Raw genomic sequence first — 14,342 nt, forward strand, 5'->3', positions numbered from 1 at the left:
GACGAACACGGGAAATTTATTTTTAATCAGTGTTTAATTCGTGGTCCGTTTTTTTGTTTTTCTCTGCGCCTTTGCGTCAAAAGAAGAAAACCCAACGCTGCCTATCGAGTAGAAAAATGATAGATGGTCGTTTGCTTGTAGGTGTCGCCCACACGCAGCACGACGGAAGGGAATTCCGGATGGTTCGGCGAATCGGGAAAATGCTGGGGCTCGATGCAGAAGCCGTTGTGCTTTTCGTAAGTCCATCCGCCTTTGCCGATGATGTGGCCGTCGAGAAAATTGCCGGTATAGAATTGTATGCCGGGCTCGGTGGTGGAGACTTCCAGCACGCGGCCCGTCTCAGGATCATAGACGCGCGCGGCAAGGCCGAGTTGTCCGGGCGGTTTGTTGAGCACGAAATTTTGATCGTAACCCCTGGCGATCTTAAGTTGTTCGTCCGTCAATTTAATGCGTTCCCGAATCGGCGTCGGTTGGCGGAAATCGAATGGCGTGCCGTCCACCGGGCGCAACTCGCCGGTCGGTATCAGCGTGGCATCCACAGGCGTGAATTTATCCGCGTTGAAATAATATTCGTGGCCAAGGATGTCGCTGCTGTGGCGCAAATTGAAATAGGAATGCTGCGTGAGATTGCAAATCGTGTCCTTGTCCGTCGTGGCGGTAAAATCAATGCGCAACGAATTATCCTCAGTGAGCGTATAAATCGCCGTCACGGAAAGGTTGCCCGGGAAACCTTCTTCGCCATCCTTGGAAAGATAATCGAGTTGGAGCGCGGGGCCGTTGGTGGTGACTTTGGGTGTGGCACGCCACACAACTTTATCGAAACCTTTATTGCCGCCATGCAGCAGGTTCGGGCCGTTGTTCAACGCGAGAGAATATTCGTGCCCGTCGAGCGTGAATTTTCCCTTGGCGATGCGATTTCCGTAGCGGCCAATCAATGCGCCGAAGTAAGGGCTGTAACCGAGATAACCGTCGAGCGTCTCGTAGCCAAGCACGACATCGCCGAACGTGCCATTGCGATCCGGCGTGCGCAGCGAAACCACGATGCCGCCGTAAGTCATGATGCGTGCCTCGACGCCGTGAGCGTTGCGCAAAGTATAAATATCAATCGCCGTGCCATCCGGCAGTTCGCCAAAAGAGGATTTCTCAATCGGGCCGGGCGAGCTTTGGGGGGTGGGGTTGCTGCCTGGCGAGGCGCAACCCATCAGTCCCATACCCAGTCCAACCACAATCAGCAAAATCATCAGCGGCATGGCAGCTTCCATATTTGTAATTCGATTTTGAATTCGATGATGCAAACACAAGATGGAGCGGCTGGCAATGTTCGTTTGTTTCGAGAGGCATCAATGGAAAGACGGCGGCGTCCAGCCGCTGTACGGCAGAGCGGCAGTTGTGCCGTATTATTCGGCAAGTAGCTCATACCTATAGCTGTAGATAAGTTCATAAGCCATCACGATAACTCAAATGAAAATAATTCCAAAAAGTAGTTGCATAGTCTCTTAGCCTGGTATAGATACTCTGTCGAAGTTAAATGACTGCCAACATAAACATTTCAACCAAGAGTTCGCCGGTTGCGACTGTCGCGCAAGCGATGGATTGCGGCTGGCTGGGCCGTGGTTGCGCGTTTTATTCCAATCCGGCCATCGCGCACGTTGCTCCGATGGCTCGTGGTAATAAGGCTCGATTGGAGGCAGGCAGGTAATAGACTAAACCGAATTTTCTAAACCCTGCTTGCCGAAATGGAAGCAGGGTTTTTTGTTTTGTTGATACGACTGCTGAAGTTAACCGCAGCAACGAAAGGCTGAGTAACTGTGAGTCATAAATACGCGACGTCTAAATGATGTCTATCAGCGCGAAACATAGTCTGGCGAAGGCGGGCGTCTGCTGGCCACCGATGGGGTGTGCCCATGAGCGACAACGCCAGGCGCCAGAAGCAACGCACTTGAGTTTACAATTTAAGGGCTTCGGAGGAGGTGTGCCCCTAAACACCGAAACGTCCACCGTGAAATACCTGTGGCTGCGGATCAACCAACCGTAAGGTGTTTGTTCTTTATCGTAATTGCAGGCCCGGCGGCGAAAGTCTCCGGGCCTGTTTGTTTTAGTCCCAGGTTCTACTTGGAGCTGGACGCAAGCAGGAAAACGAGCGGCGGCGGTGCGAGGTTAAATCGCGTTGCCCATTCTTCGCCTGCTTGCTTCTGTCTCAAACCTTCAACCAAAGGATGACTATATGAAAAATCCCATTCGTTTCCAAAGCCGTCTGTTGATTCGCCGCAGTTATAAGCCGGTGCGGGCTTATCGTCGCGCGAAAGGAATTACTTTTCGCCCAACGTCGTTGCGGCTGCCGCCCGTAATTGCCGGCAATCAAAATGAACCGCCTCCGGGCATCGAAGGCGAAGCCATCGTGAAATCAGTCTAGGCCATGCGGAGGCAAAATATCTTTGACGCCAGGGAGCATTGACGGTGTGGGCTTGGGGAAGTCCGTAAGCGGCGTTCGCTTGTAACGAGTGGACGCCGCTTTGCTTTGTGCGACGCGAGCACCGGTGCCGGTCAGGACCTCACAGGCCTGATCGCAGTGGTTCAACTCCACTCTCGCGCCGCACTTTAATTTCAAATGCGCAGAACAAATTTTGGCAACTCTCGAACGCGAAGTAGATCGAGCGGTCCGGCGAAAGCCGGATGCGAGCCGGTGGAAGAGACCGGCCGGGAGGTTGCTATTTTTATCAAGTGAAGTGACGCGATTACGATGAAGGGCAAACTCTCGTTAATGAGAAGCGATAGATAAACAAAAGCTTTAATCGGTTACTCGGAAGGAAATTAACTATGAATGCGGAAGTCTATGTGGGGATAGTCTGGGTTTTGCTGGCCGTGGCGTTGTTTTTTTTGGCGCGGCGATCTTGTTTTGATGTGCCGGAAGGTTTTTACGGGCTGCTCTATCGGCATGGGGAATCGCTGCATAGAATCAGCCCGGGCCGGCATTATTTCTGGGCGCGCGGCCATAGCGTGCGGCTGGTGGACATGCGGAAAACAACCTTGAACATCGGCGCGCAGGATTTGGTGAGCGCGGATCATGTGCCGGTCAAGTTGAGTTCCGTGCTGACGTATCAGATCATCCAGGCGGAAACGGCGATTCATCAGGTGCAGGATTACCAACTGCATTTGTGCGCGGCGGCTCAGGCGGAATTACGCGGATTGATTGCTCTCACGGCGATAGATGACTTGTTGGATCATCGTTGGAACATTTCGTTCCGGCTATTATCCCTGGTGCAGCCGCACGCGGATAGAATCGGCATCGAGCTTCACGCGGTTGAAGTGTGCGAGATCGTTTTGCCTGAAACAAGCGCAGCGACCACGAGATGCGGCTTGTTTCCCGTGCTGCCGGATTAATTCAATATTCGCGGTCGGTCACGATGCCCGGTTGCGGAACCGGATAACGGCCTTCGGCATCCGAAGCGACCGGCGGCGGAGAATTGAGTGTCAGTTTGGCCACGCCCGGCGCGAGTTCAATGTCCGAGTTGAGCATTTCGTCGTAGGTGATTTCCTTGCCGGTGTGGGCAGCCTTGCGGCCAAGCGAACAGGTCACACTGGCTTGGACGCCGCGTTTGACCTCGCTGTAAGGCTTGTCGTGGAGAATCGCTTCAACCAGATCGTTCCATTCGTTCAAGTAAGGATCTTCCTCGGCGGGTTTCACCTTGGAAGTCCAGATCGTATTATTGGACAACGGAGCTTGGCCGCTGTGAGTGCTGGAAGGCATGCCGCAATCGGCGTATTTGGAAACAACGGCCATGCCCTTGCTCCCGTGCGCGTAACTGGAATAAATGTCGTTGCAGCCAAGCATGCAGCGTCCGTCCAGATAAAGTTTCGCGCCATCGGCAAAAGTATATTCGACCGAATACGTATCGAAATTTTGGTCCACATACAAATCACCGGCGCGTGAATGCCGGTAATGACGGCCGCCAAGCGCCTGCGCTTTGATCGGCCAGGCATTTTTCATCCAGCAGAGATGATCAATGTGGTGGATATAAAAATCGTTGTAGCAACCGCCACTGGCCCAGATGAAGCTGTGAAACCGCGAAATCTGCCAGAGCAATTCGCTAGGCTGGCCGGGCCATTTCTCGGAGAACGCCGAAGCCAGTGGCCCCGCCATGCGATAACCCCGCATCAGGTTGATTTCACCGATCTCGCCGTCCTGAATGCGCTTTTGTAATTCCTGCATCGGACGGCTGTGGCGCGACATGAGGCCGACACCGACCTTCAAGTTTTTCGCGGACGCATCATCGGCAAGCTTCAACATGCGGCGAGACGAAGGCCCGTCCGCCGTGAGCGGCTTTTCCATGAAGACATGCAACCCCTTTTGAATGGCGTAAGTGAAATGCACCCAGCGAAATGCCAGCGGCGTCGTGAAGATGGCGATGTCGCCCGGCTTGAGACAGTCCATCGCTTTTTGATAACCGTCGAAGCCGATGAAACGGCGGTCGGGCGGCACGTCCACAGATTTTCCATGCTGCTGGCTCAAGGCGCTGTAAGTGCTCGCCAAGCGATTCTCAAAAACATCCGCCATCGCGACGAGTTTCATCGGACATTGCTTGACCGAAAGCGCGTTGCTCGCCGCACCGCCGCCGCGACCGCCGCAGCCGATCAGCGCGATCTGAATCGTATTGGTCTCCGCGCCATAGACATGGGGAATCGCCGTGCCCGCCAGCGCGGAAATGGCGGCGAACCGCCCGGTGGTTTTGATAAATTCGCGACGGTTGGGCTGCGGAGGTTGGTTCATAGGATGGCCTTTGGACGTTGGGAAAATTTGCGTGATTCAAAAATATTTCCATCAGCGCCTTTATGTCAAGACCGGTACGCAGGAGAAAGCGCGCGAAATTTTTCGTGCACTTCGCGAGCGCCGCCTTACGATGAAGCCATGTCGGATGCGTATCACCAATTACTCGACGCGGCGATTCAACATGTCGAAGAGTTGAAAGCGCGCGGCGTGCGATATGTGACGGTATCGCCGGAAAGCCTGGCCGCGCTGTCGCAAGCGCCGCAAAAAATTGCTGCGCCAGCGGCTTCTGTTTCCACTTCAGCAAAAATGCCGGCGACCCAAGTCACGCCGCCACTGCTGCGCGCGCAAGCTCTTGCGACCACGGATCCGACGAAAGCGGCGGCATTTGCGGAATTGCGGTCGCGAGCGCTGGTATGTGTGCGCTGTCCCAATTTGGCGTCATCGCGAAAAAATGTCGTATTCGGCGTGGGCAATATCGAAACGGAATTGATGTTTGTGGGCGAAGCCCCCGGTGCGGATGAAGATGCAGAAGGCGAACCATTTGTCGGCAAAGCCGGGCAATTATTGACGAAGATTATCCAGACAATGGGCTTGAGCCGTGACACGGTTTATATCGCGAATATTTTGAAATGCCGTCCCGACACGCCGGGCCAAGCGTCGGGAAATCGCAAGCCGACGCCTGAAGAAATGGCCACGTGCATCCCATATTTGCATGAGCAAATTGACCTGATTAAGCCCAAGGTGCTGGTCGCACTGGGCGGCACGGCCGTGGAAGGTTTGCTGGGCAAGACAATGGGTATCATGAAATTGCGCGGCAACTGGCAAACCTATCGCGGCATTCCACTCATGCCCACTTATCACCCGGCATATCTTCTGCGCAATCAGGCGATGAGCGAGAAACGCCGCGTTTGGGAAGACATGCTCGCCGTGATGGAAAAGCTCGCCATGCCCATCAGCGAGAAGCAGCGCAATTATTTCACCGGAGCGTAACCGGTCGAACGGCTTGCAATTTGCACGAATGGCAGCTTATCCATTTTAATGCCAAGAAACTCTTTTCAAATTCGCGCTTTCCGTGCAAGGATGGCCCATGCCAGAGCTTGTGCCACAGGGTGAAAGAATTTTTCGCGGCATACCCGTTTCAGCGGGAGTTTGCCGGGGAAAAATTCTTGTACTCGACCGGGCCCCCACCATTGTTCCCAAACGCGAATTGGCTGAAAGCGAATTGGCCAATGAACTGAACCGTTTGGAGCGCGCTCTGGCGCAAACGCGTACGGACATACTGGAAGTGCAGCGAAAAGTCAGCGCCGGCATGGGCGCGGACGAGGGCGGCATTTTTGACGCGCACTTGCTCGTTTTGGAAGATCCCACGCTACTCGAAGAAGTCATCCGCAACATCACCGAAAAACATTTCAACGCGGAGTACGCTTTTCACATCGTCGCGGAAAAATACGCGGCCACGCTGGCGGCGATTGATGACGATTATTTGCGCGAGCGCGCGACCGACATGCGCGACGTCACGGCTCGCATCATGGAAAACATCACGGGCCGCCGCGAACAGATTGACCTGAAGAAAATCACCGAGCCATGCATCATCATCAGCTACGACTTGACGCCTTCGGTCACGGCGCAATTTGATCGCAAGACGGTGATTGGATTCGCGACTGACGTCGGCGGCAAGACCTCGCATACGGCGATCATGGCGCGGTCGTTGCGCATTCCCGCCGTCGTAGGGATGAAGAGTTTGAGTTGCGACCTGGAAACCGGCCAATACGCGCTGCTGGATGGTTTCAATGGCATCATCATTCTCAATCCGACGGACAAAACACTTTTTGAATACGGCCAGATCGAGCGTAACCAGGCAAGCCTTGAGGAAAAACTTCGCGACATCCAGGACAAGCCGGCGGTCACCATTGATAACCGCCGCATCATCCTGTCCGCGAACATGGAAGTGGCGGCCGATTCGGAGAACGTCCGCGCCAATGGTGCGGAAGGCGTGGGATTATTTCGCACGGAATATTTGTTCATCAATCGCGGCGAGGTGCCGAGCGAGGAAGAGCAATTTCAGGAATATCATAAGGCGGCGACGGCGTTGAAACCCGATCCGGTCGTGATCCGCACGCTGGACATCGGCGGCGACAAGGCGCTCACGCATCTGAAAATGCCGGCGGAAGTGAACCCGTTCCTGGGCTGGCGCGCGATCCGGTATTGCCTTCAGGAAAAAGATTTATTTCGTTCGCAGCTCCGCGCGATTTTACGCGCGAGCGCGGTGGGCAACGTCAAGATGATGTACCCCATGATTTCCGGCTTGGACGAACTTGAACAGGCCAACGCGCAACTCGCGGCGATCAAAGCGGAACTGCGCGCGGAAAATATTCCGTTCGACGAAAATTTGGAAGTGGGCGCGATGATCGAAATTCCATCGGCGGTGCTTGTGGCCGATGCCCTGGCGAAGCGCTTGAAGTTTTTCAGCCTCGGCACGAATGACTTGATCCAGTATACGCTGGCCGTGGACCGGATGAACGAGCGCGTGGCGCATCTTTACGATCCCACCCATCCGGCCATCGTGCGGATGATCAAGGAAACCGTCGAGGCAGCGCATCGCAATAATATTTGGGTCGGTGTGTGTGGGGAAATGGCCGGCGACCCGGTCTTGACGCCGCTGTTGCTCGGACTGGGCGTGGATGAATTGAGCGTGGCGGCACCGCTGGTGCCCACGGTGAAGTTCATGGTGCGCCGGTTGAAGATCGAAGAAGCGCGGCGGCTGGCGGAATTTGCTTTGAATTGCGAATCAAGTTCTGAAATTCTCCAGCAATGCCAGGCCTTGGCGGGCGATGTCGCTCCCAGCCTGTTTGAAAATAAAGCTTAACCACGATGAAGGTAATCATTCTGGCCGCGGGCTATGCCACGCGGCTTTATCCCCTGACGCTGACTCAGCCGAAACCGCTCCTGCCCGTCGCGGGCAAGCCGATGATCGAGCATGTCCTTGATAATCTGGCGGGTTCGCCAGGCATTGACCGCGTTTATGTGGTGACCAATGCGAAATTCGCCGATCATTTTCAGCGCTGGAGCGAGGCGTATCGCGCGACGAAATCGAAATTGAATTTCACCATCATCAACGACGGCTCGACCGACGATAAAAATAAGCTCGGCGCCATCGGCGATTTGCATTTGGTTTTAACGCGCGAAAAGGTGGAGGACGACATCATCGTCGTCGCTGGAGACAATTTATTCGACCAGAAACTCGACGGGTTCGCCACGCTCGCGCGCAAACGCAATGCGCCCGTGCTCGCCGTTTATGACGTGGGCGATCTCGAAGAAGTCAAAAAATATAATTCGATCACCGTGGCGGCGGACGGACACATCACGTTTTTTGAAGAAAAAGCCAAGTCGCCCGCAAGCACCTTGACGGGCATCGCGCTTTATTATTATCCCAAGATGGTGCTGCCCATGATCCATCAATATATCGCCGACGGAAATAATCCCGACCAGCCGGGGCGGTTGATCCAATGGCTCTACACGCGCCTGCCCGTTTACACGTGGCAAGTGCCGGGCTTGTGGTTCGACATCGGCTCGAAAGAGACGCTTGAAGAGGCGAACCGGATTTTCGCGAAGAAATAATTCGGTCAGCCCTTGAGGTCAATCCACTCGCGGGCGTCGCCGATAAAATCGCCGAGCATGCCGTCGTGCTCGGAAGGCTTGAGCGGCAAATATTTTCCCGTGCCGGTGGCGATCAGAAGTCCGGCGGCATCGCGCAATTCACCCTTCGCCTCGAAAATTTTGTTGCGCCGGTTCTCAACGAGTTCCGCCGTGGCAAAAACTTCTTCGCCCGGGCGCGCGGGATTCAGGAAACGCACGTTGAGTTCCGCGCAATAGGCGAAACGCTTGGTCTGCACCGCGCAAGCCCACACCATGATTTCGTCAAGCAGCGTGGCGCTGATGCCACCGTGGACGGTGTTGCGGAAACCGATGTGTTCCGGCCGGGGCATAAACTTTGTGCGCACGATCCGGCCATCAGTTTCAAAACGAAGTTTCAGGCCGCTGGCATTGGATTCGCCACAGACAAAGCACGCCGCTGTGTGAGGCAATTCTCGCATGTAGTTATTGGCGGCGCATTCGCTTCCGCATGCAAGACAATTTCGGCGAACGCTTTGAAAAAAAAGAAGGCGGAACGCAAGGTTCCGCCGTTCAAAAAGCTCGCTGGCCTTTTTCCGGTTTCGCTTAGTTAATTATTCGTGCTCTCGTCGGCTTTGCCGGGAGCATCGGCCGAGGCCTTCACCATATCATCGAGCAGGCGCTTGAATTCTTCCAAACCGGGGGCGGGAATAATGATGGTATCGCGGCGGCCACCGACATCTTCGGTGATGCGCAAAAACCGGCCGCGCGGATTTTCCTTGAGGGTAAATACAAAGGTCTTGCGTTCGATCTGGACCTTATCGGTCTTCAGAGTGTCTTCGTTTACGGGAGGTTTCGGCGGGAAACCACCGTACGAACGGTTCCCATAAGGTGAGCTGTCATTTGAAATCATATCATTTATAAGAATTACCGGCCACCCAAACATCGAGCGACCTATACCAATTTTCGCCAGAATAAAATTTTGTCAACTACGGAATTTGGTAAAACGTCCCGTAGCGGCTTTGCTCCGGCGGCCGCGTGACGCGAACGAGATGCGCGAGCAGCCCGCCGAGCACGACAAAATTCGCGAGCAGCGATGTGCCGTGCCAAATCCCAAATGAATGCCGCGCCTTCTCGCGCACTTCGGCTGGCTGGCTGGAATACATCGTGCCGCGGAGCGTTTGCATCTTTGGCTGCAACCACAAGCCGCCGATGAGGCCGAACCCAAACATCACCAGCACAAGCGTTGTTCCGGCGCCGGGCAATTTGCGGCCAGTATAAAATTTTTCCGCGAGCAACAGGAACAGCGCCACGCCGCCGCAGATATATTGCAGCGCAAAAAATCGTTTGAACAAAATCAGCGCCACCGCGCCCGAAAAATAAGGATAACCCGATTCGCCAAAAAGCACGTGCAGGTCGTGGGAAAATACGGCGGGCAGAATTCCCGCCGTGAAAAAAATCCCCGCGCCAAACCAAATCGCCGCGTTGATGATGTTGATGAATCTAAGAAAACCGCTCACAGGTTGATGCTAAGTCTTGCGGACGCGCGCGCAAGCATCGTTTTGTTTGCGCGCGAATTTTTTTTATTACAGCAGGTTCGCCGCGAGTTCGGCGAGTTCCGAGCGTTCGCCCTTTTGCAATTCGATGTGCGCGGCGACGGATTCCGAACGGAATTTGCTGATGATATAATTGAAACCGTTCGAGGAGGAATCCACGTAGGGATTGTCAATTTGATAGGGATCGCCGGTGAACACGATCTTCGTGCCGTGGCCAACGCGCGTGATGATCGTTTTCACTTCGAGTGGCGTGAGATTTTGCGCCTCATCAATCACCATGAACTGATGCGCGATGCTGCGTCCGCGAATGTAGCTTAACGCCTCGACCACGATGCTGCCGGAGCGCATCAAGTCGTTGCTGCGGCGATGTTCATGGCCCATGTTGAGGTCGCTCAACATCTCCAGCGCGTCATGGATCGGCTGCATCCAGGGCGCGAGTTTTTCGTCCAGCGAACCCGGCAAAAAGCCAAGCTCCTTGCCCATTGAAATAGTCGGACGCGCGACGACCAGTCGGCGAAACTCGCGGTCGAGCACGGTCTTCTTCAAACCGGCCGCCATCGCCATGAGGGTTTTGCCTGTGCCCGCTTTGCCCATGAGTGTCACCAATTTGATGCGGTCATCCAGCAAGGCATCAAAGGCGAAATGTTGTTCGCGATTGCGTGGCTTGATGCCCCACACGCCTTCGCGGCAATCAATGATCGGCACCAGTTTTTTGCCGGTGGCGTCCACCTTTGTCAGCGCCGTGCGTTTCGGGTTCGTCGCCTCGACCAGCGTGCAATACTCATTCGGAAAATATTGCGCCTCGCCGTTCAATTCCAATTCGCTGTTCGTGCGAAACGCGGCCATTTTTTCCGCGCTGACCGTCATCTCCAGCATGCCGGTGTAAAGATCCTTGATGAGCACGCGGTCCGTCTCGTAATCCTCGGCCTGCAAACCAAGCGCGTCCGCCTTGATGCGCAGGTTGATGTCTTTGCTTACCAAAATGGTCGCCGTTTTCGGCTGGCCTTTTTGCACTTCAAGCGCCAGCGCGACGATGCGATTGTCCACCGTGTTTTCGCCGAGGAGGGATTCGCCATTGCTGCCGGGCTTGCCTTTCTTGTGGAAAATAATCCGCAGACGCCCGCCATTTTCGAGTTCCACGCCTTCGCTCAAGCTTCCCTGCGCGCGCAGGCCGTCCAGCTTGCGCGAGACGTTGCGCGCATTCTGTCCGAGTTCACTCGACTCGCGTTTGAAACGGTCAACCTCCTCGATGACCTCAATGGGAATCAGAACATTGTTCTTCTGGAAACTGGTGACGCTGTTGGGATCGTGCAGGAGAACATTGGTATCAAGAACGTAATTTTTCACGAGTATTTTGAAATTTGATTTTTGCCATGCGGCGGTGCCATTGCCGCAACCGAGTGTGAACCGCCGGAAGCTGATAATGACCGGAATAAAGAAAATTTTCGAGCATGCCGAGGAGGTCGAAATCCACAAAATGCGGCTTCGCGCCCAGCAAAAACGGCTGGCCCAGCAGCATCTCCTCGAAGGGCAGCAATCGCCGCGTCAATTCCGCCACGAGCGACTTTTGATTGTGACGCCATTGATCCAGGCAGCCGCGCCCGAATTTCCGTTCCTTGTGCCGGATGTAAAAAACCTGTGACGCCGCCGGGACATTTTCGCGCCAGTAAATATCGTTAAGCTTGAAGGTCATCTCCTCGACTTCGTTCTCGATGAAACGCCAGACCAAGGATTGCACACCCTCGAGTTGCGCCGGAAAAAGCTCCAGGCCGAAGTGGTAATCCAAATATTTCGCGACGACTTGCGAATGCTCGTCCGTCTCAAAAATCACCTTGCGGCCATCCTTCAGGATCGGCACGCCGTAGTAGCGTTCCCGCGTCAATTTCCATACGAGCGTGCGGTCATTTGCGGGAATATCCACCAACTTGAAGGGCGCGCCGGAAAATTCGAGGATGCGGCGTTGAACGAGGCAATACGGGCTCCACGGAAACTGGATCAATTCAACCATGATTATCGTTTCCGTTTAAACGCCAAAAAAATATAATTAGGAACGGTTACCGCCAACACGAAGTGAATCTAATTCTCATGCGACACTGTGACAAGCGGAATCGCCCCGGAAAATTTTTTTCGCGCAATTTTTTTTCGAATAAAAATTGCGCAGTTTTTCACCGTAGGACGGTTGCCGACACTCGTTCACATAAACTGCCGACATGCCAAATTTTCGGGATGAATTAAGCTATTTACAGTTGGTTGGTTAGTTGACTTAACGTGGTTTGACCGGCGCCGAGTGGCGCCGGTTTTTTTTGTGCGCGCGCGAATGGCAAATTGCGGTAAAAGTCTTCGCGCACAACTTCAGAATCACTTCCAACCGAATCAGGTCCTTAAATTTTCCTTCAGCTCCCTCGGCGTCTCCGCGATTTAAGCTGCCTTACTCATATCTCAACGCATCAATCGGATCCAGCTTCGAAGCCTTCCACGCCGGATAAAATCCAAAGAACACGCCCACCAATCCGCTGAATGCGAACGCGGCCAAAATCCAGAATGGCGACGTGAGTGCTGGCCAGTTATTGAGGCTTGCCACCAATTTTGACCCGCCTGTGCCCGCCAAAATTCCCAACCCACCGCCGACGAAGCTCAACGCCACCGCCTCCGTCAAAAATTGCAACAGAATATCTTTGCCATGCGCGCCCACCGCCATGCGGATGCCAATCTCCCGCGTGCGTTCGGTCACACTCACCAGCATGATATTCATGATGCCGATGCCGCCGATCAAGAGCGATACGCAAGCGATCGCCAGCAGCAGCGCGCGCATGGTTTCTGAAGCGTCGTCTGCCGCCTGCGCGATTTCCTCCTGCGTGCGCACGGTGAAGTCGTCGTCATGTCCCGGTCGAATCCGATGCCGCTGGCGCATGAGGTCAACGATTTGTTGCTGCACGTCCGCGAGCGTCTTCGTGCTGGATGCCTGCACGGTGATGCTGCGAATGTTCGGAGTGCCGAACAGGCGTTTCATTGCGCTCGTGTAAGGCACGATCACTACATCGTCCTGGTCCGAACCCATCACCGAAAGCCCTTTGGGGATCAACTCGCCCGTCACGATGAACGGCACATTCTTGATGCGCAAAACCTGCCCGACAACATTGCCGTCCGGGTAGATCTGGTCGGCGATGGTTTTTCCGATAACCGCGACCTTGCCCGCCGAACGCACATCCATCGCCGTGAACATGCTGCCTTCTTCGAGCGGCCATTGGCGGATGTCCAAATAGTCTTGCCCTTCGCCCAGGATGGTCGTGGACCAATTTTCATTGCCCGAGGCGATCTGCGCGCCCGACCGCAATTCCGGGCTGATAACCGTCACGTCCTGAATCTCGCGCTCAATGGCGAAGGCATCGTCCACCGTCAACGTGCCCGCATTGTTCCAGCCGCTTTTGACGCCGCCGCGCGTGAAGCTGCCGGAGTAAATCAGGATCACATTCTGTCCCAGGCTCGCGATCTGTTTTTCGACCTGATATTTCGCGCCGTCGCCCAGGCTGACGGTCGCGATCACCGCGCCCACGCCGATGATCATGCCCAGCATCGTGAGAATGGTCCGTAATTTGTTGCGTCGCAGCGCGCGCAAGGCGACCCGCAAGATGATAAAAATTTTCATGGTACCAGTTGCACGGCTTCCTGCGCCGCTTTTAATTTCTCCAATTCCTCCGTGGCCATCAACCGGTTTGCCACCGGCTGATCGCTGACCACTTTTCCGTCGCGCATAATGATGTTGCGGCGGGTGTAAGTCGCGATGTCCAGCTCATGTGTGACCATGACGATGGTGATGCCCTGGTCGTTCAATTTCTGAAACACGCCCATGATCTCAATGCTCGTTTGCGTGTCCAAATTCCCCGTCGGTTCGTCCGCGAGCAGGATCGCGGGTTCGTTGACCAGCGCGCGCGCGATGGCTACGCGTTGTTGCTGTCCGCCGGAAAGTTGGTTGGGATGATGCCCCGCGCGCTCTGCAAGCCCGACCGTCGTCAGTGCCCGCATGGCGCGCTCGTGCTGGTCGCGGGAGCTGTTCGATTTCTGCTTGTACATCATTGGCAATTCAACATTTTCACGGGCCGACGTGCGCGACAACAAATTGAATCCCTGAAACACGAACCCGATTTTTTCATTTCGGATTGTCGCCAATTCGTCGCGGTTCAATTTGGAAACATCCACGCCATCGAGCAGGTAAAGCCCTTTCGTCGGCCGGTCAAGGCAGCCGAGCGTGTTCATCATCGTGGACTTGCCCGAACCGCTCGCGCCCATGAGCGCGACGAATTCGCCGCGGTGAATTTCCAGCGAGACATCGCGCACGGCGTGGACGTCCACCTCGCCGGTGTGATAAATCTTGTGGATATTTTGCAGTTGAACGATCGCACTCATCG

At 54.9% G+C, this 14,342-nt stretch carries 14 protein-coding genes; 5 read left to right on the top strand and 9 right to left on the bottom strand.

What is annotated here, in order from left to right:
• Window positions 1–101 precede the first annotated feature (101 nt).
• On the bottom strand, window positions 102–1,262 hold the full coding sequence (locus tag VH413_10195; protein HEX3799059.1) for an aldose epimerase family protein: 1,161 nt from the start codon (window positions 1,260–1,262) through the stop codon (window positions 102–104).
• Between the two features lie 962 nt (window positions 1,263–2,224).
• On the opposite strand from VH413_10195, the gene VH413_10200 reads away from it, so the two are divergent.
• Both VH413_10200 and VH413_10205 read left to right on the top strand, forming a co-directional pair.
• Window positions 2,225–2,413: a hypothetical protein gene (locus VH413_10200; protein ID HEX3799060.1), complete on the top strand. Its 189-nt coding sequence runs from the start codon at window positions 2,225–2,227 to the stop codon at window positions 2,411–2,413.
• A gap of 404 nt (window positions 2,414–2,817) precedes the next feature.
• Window positions 2,818–3,381: an SPFH domain-containing protein gene (locus VH413_10205; GenBank protein HEX3799061.1), complete on the top strand. Its 564-nt coding sequence runs from the start codon at window positions 2,818–2,820 to the stop codon at window positions 3,379–3,381.
• A 1-nt stretch (window position 3,382) separates the two neighbouring features.
• Here VH413_10205 and VH413_10210 read toward each other — a convergent pair whose 3' ends face one another.
• Entirely contained in the window at window positions 3,383–4,768 is a 1,386-nt protein-coding gene (locus VH413_10210) for a gfo/Idh/MocA family oxidoreductase (GenBank protein HEX3799062.1), read from the bottom strand.
• A 138-nt stretch (window positions 4,769–4,906) separates the two neighbouring features.
• Between VH413_10210 and VH413_10215 the strand changes: the two genes are divergently transcribed.
• The 3 genes from VH413_10215 to VH413_10225 all read left to right on the top strand — a co-directional run bounded on the left by VH413_10215 (window position 4,907) and on the right by VH413_10225 (window position 8,386).
• Window positions 4,907–5,758: a uracil-DNA glycosylase gene (locus tag VH413_10215; protein HEX3799063.1), complete on the top strand. Its 852-nt coding sequence runs from the start codon at window positions 4,907–4,909 to the stop codon at window positions 5,756–5,758.
• 97 nt (window positions 5,759–5,855) lie between these two features.
• Window positions 5,856–7,634, top strand: a complete 1,779-nt coding sequence (gene ptsP, locus VH413_10220; protein ID HEX3799064.1) for a phosphoenolpyruvate--protein phosphotransferase — start codon at window positions 5,856–5,858, stop codon at window positions 7,632–7,634.
• A 5-nt stretch (window positions 7,635–7,639) separates the two neighbouring features.
• Window positions 7,640–8,386 carry a nucleotidyltransferase family protein gene (locus tag VH413_10225; protein HEX3799065.1) on the top strand — a complete coding sequence of 249 codons (747 nt, stop codon included), beginning with the start codon at window positions 7,640–7,642 and terminating at the stop codon, window positions 8,384–8,386.
• 5 nt (window positions 8,387–8,391) lie between these two features.
• On the opposite strand, the gene VH413_10230 is transcribed toward VH413_10225, so the two are convergent.
• The 7 genes from VH413_10230 to VH413_10260 all read right to left on the bottom strand — a co-directional run bounded on the left by VH413_10230 (window position 8,392) and on the right by VH413_10260 (window position 14,340).
• Window positions 8,392–8,862, bottom strand: a complete 471-nt coding sequence (locus VH413_10230; GenBank protein HEX3799066.1) for a PaaI family thioesterase — start codon at window positions 8,860–8,862, stop codon at window positions 8,392–8,394.
• Window positions 8,863–8,990: 128 nt separating this feature from the next.
• Window positions 8,991–9,293 (bottom strand): PUR family DNA/RNA-binding protein, encoded by a 303-nt coding sequence (locus VH413_10235; GenBank protein HEX3799067.1) that lies wholly within the window; start codon window positions 9,291–9,293, stop codon window positions 8,991–8,993.
• Window positions 9,294–9,369: 76 nt separating this feature from the next.
• A complete protein-coding gene (locus tag VH413_10240) occupies window positions 9,370–9,900 on the bottom strand; it encodes a DUF4149 domain-containing protein (GenBank protein ID HEX3799068.1) in 531 nt (176 codons plus the stop codon).
• 66 nt (window positions 9,901–9,966) lie between these two features.
• Window positions 9,967–11,283, bottom strand: a complete 1,317-nt coding sequence (locus tag VH413_10245) for a PhoH family protein (protein HEX3799069.1) — start codon at window positions 11,281–11,283, stop codon at window positions 9,967–9,969.
• Window positions 11,264–11,944: a glutathione S-transferase family protein gene (locus tag VH413_10250; protein HEX3799070.1), complete on the bottom strand. Its 681-nt coding sequence runs from the start codon at window positions 11,942–11,944 to the stop codon at window positions 11,264–11,266. Before VH413_10250 ends, VH413_10245 begins: the two co-directional genes overlap by 20 nt.
• A gap of 420 nt (window positions 11,945–12,364) precedes the next feature.
• Window positions 12,365–13,582 (bottom strand): ABC transporter permease, encoded by a 1,218-nt coding sequence (locus VH413_10255; GenBank protein HEX3799071.1) that lies wholly within the window; start codon window positions 13,580–13,582, stop codon window positions 12,365–12,367.
• A complete protein-coding gene (locus VH413_10260; GenBank protein ID HEX3799072.1) occupies window positions 13,579–14,340 on the bottom strand; it encodes an ABC transporter ATP-binding protein in 762 nt (253 codons plus the stop codon). The genes VH413_10255 and VH413_10260 overlap by 4 nt, the downstream gene beginning before the upstream one ends.
• Window positions 14,341–14,342: the final 2 nt, after the last annotated feature.

The sequence above is a fragment of the Verrucomicrobiia bacterium genome, assembly GCA_036268055.1.
Classification (GTDB): domain Bacteria; phylum Verrucomicrobiota; class Verrucomicrobiia; order Limisphaerales; family Pedosphaeraceae; genus DATAUW01.

Bases quoted from the DNA above. Each gene is read 5' to 3' on its own strand.
- VH413_10195 (HEX3799059.1), bottom strand. From the start codon at position 1,262: ATGGAAGCTGCCATGCCGCTGATGATTTTGCTGATTGTGGTTGGACTG.
- VH413_10200 (HEX3799060.1), top strand. From the start codon at position 2,225: ATGAAAAATCCCATTCGTTTCCAAAGCCGTCTGTTGATTCGCCGCAGT.
- VH413_10205 (HEX3799061.1), top strand. From the start codon at position 2,818: ATGAATGCGGAAGTCTATGTGGGGATAGTCTGGGTTTTGCTGGCCGTG.
- VH413_10210 (HEX3799062.1), bottom strand. From the start codon at position 4,768: ATGAACCAACCTCCGCAGCCCAACCGTCGCGAATTTATCAAAACCACC.
- VH413_10215 (HEX3799063.1), top strand. From the start codon at position 4,907: ATGTCGGATGCGTATCACCAATTACTCGACGCGGCGATTCAACATGTC.
- ptsP (HEX3799064.1), top strand. From the start codon at position 5,856: ATGCCAGAGCTTGTGCCACAGGGTGAAAGAATTTTTCGCGGCATACCC.
- VH413_10225 (HEX3799065.1), top strand. From the start codon at position 7,640: ATGAAGGTAATCATTCTGGCCGCGGGCTATGCCACGCGGCTTTATCCC.
- VH413_10230 (HEX3799066.1), bottom strand. From the start codon at position 8,862: ATGCGAGAATTGCCTCACACAGCGGCGTGCTTTGTCTGTGGCGAATCC.
- VH413_10235 (HEX3799067.1), bottom strand. From the start codon at position 9,293: ATGATTTCAAATGACAGCTCACCTTATGGGAACCGTTCGTACGGTGGT.
- VH413_10250 (HEX3799070.1), bottom strand. From the start codon at position 11,944: ATGGTTGAATTGATCCAGTTTCCGTGGAGCCCGTATTGCCTCGTTCAA.
- VH413_10255 (HEX3799071.1), bottom strand. From the start codon at position 13,582: ATGAAAATTTTTATCATCTTGCGGGTCGCCTTGCGCGCGCTGCGACGC.
- VH413_10260 (HEX3799072.1), bottom strand. From the start codon at position 14,340: ATGAGTGCGATCGTTCAACTGCAAAATATCCACAAGATTTATCACACC.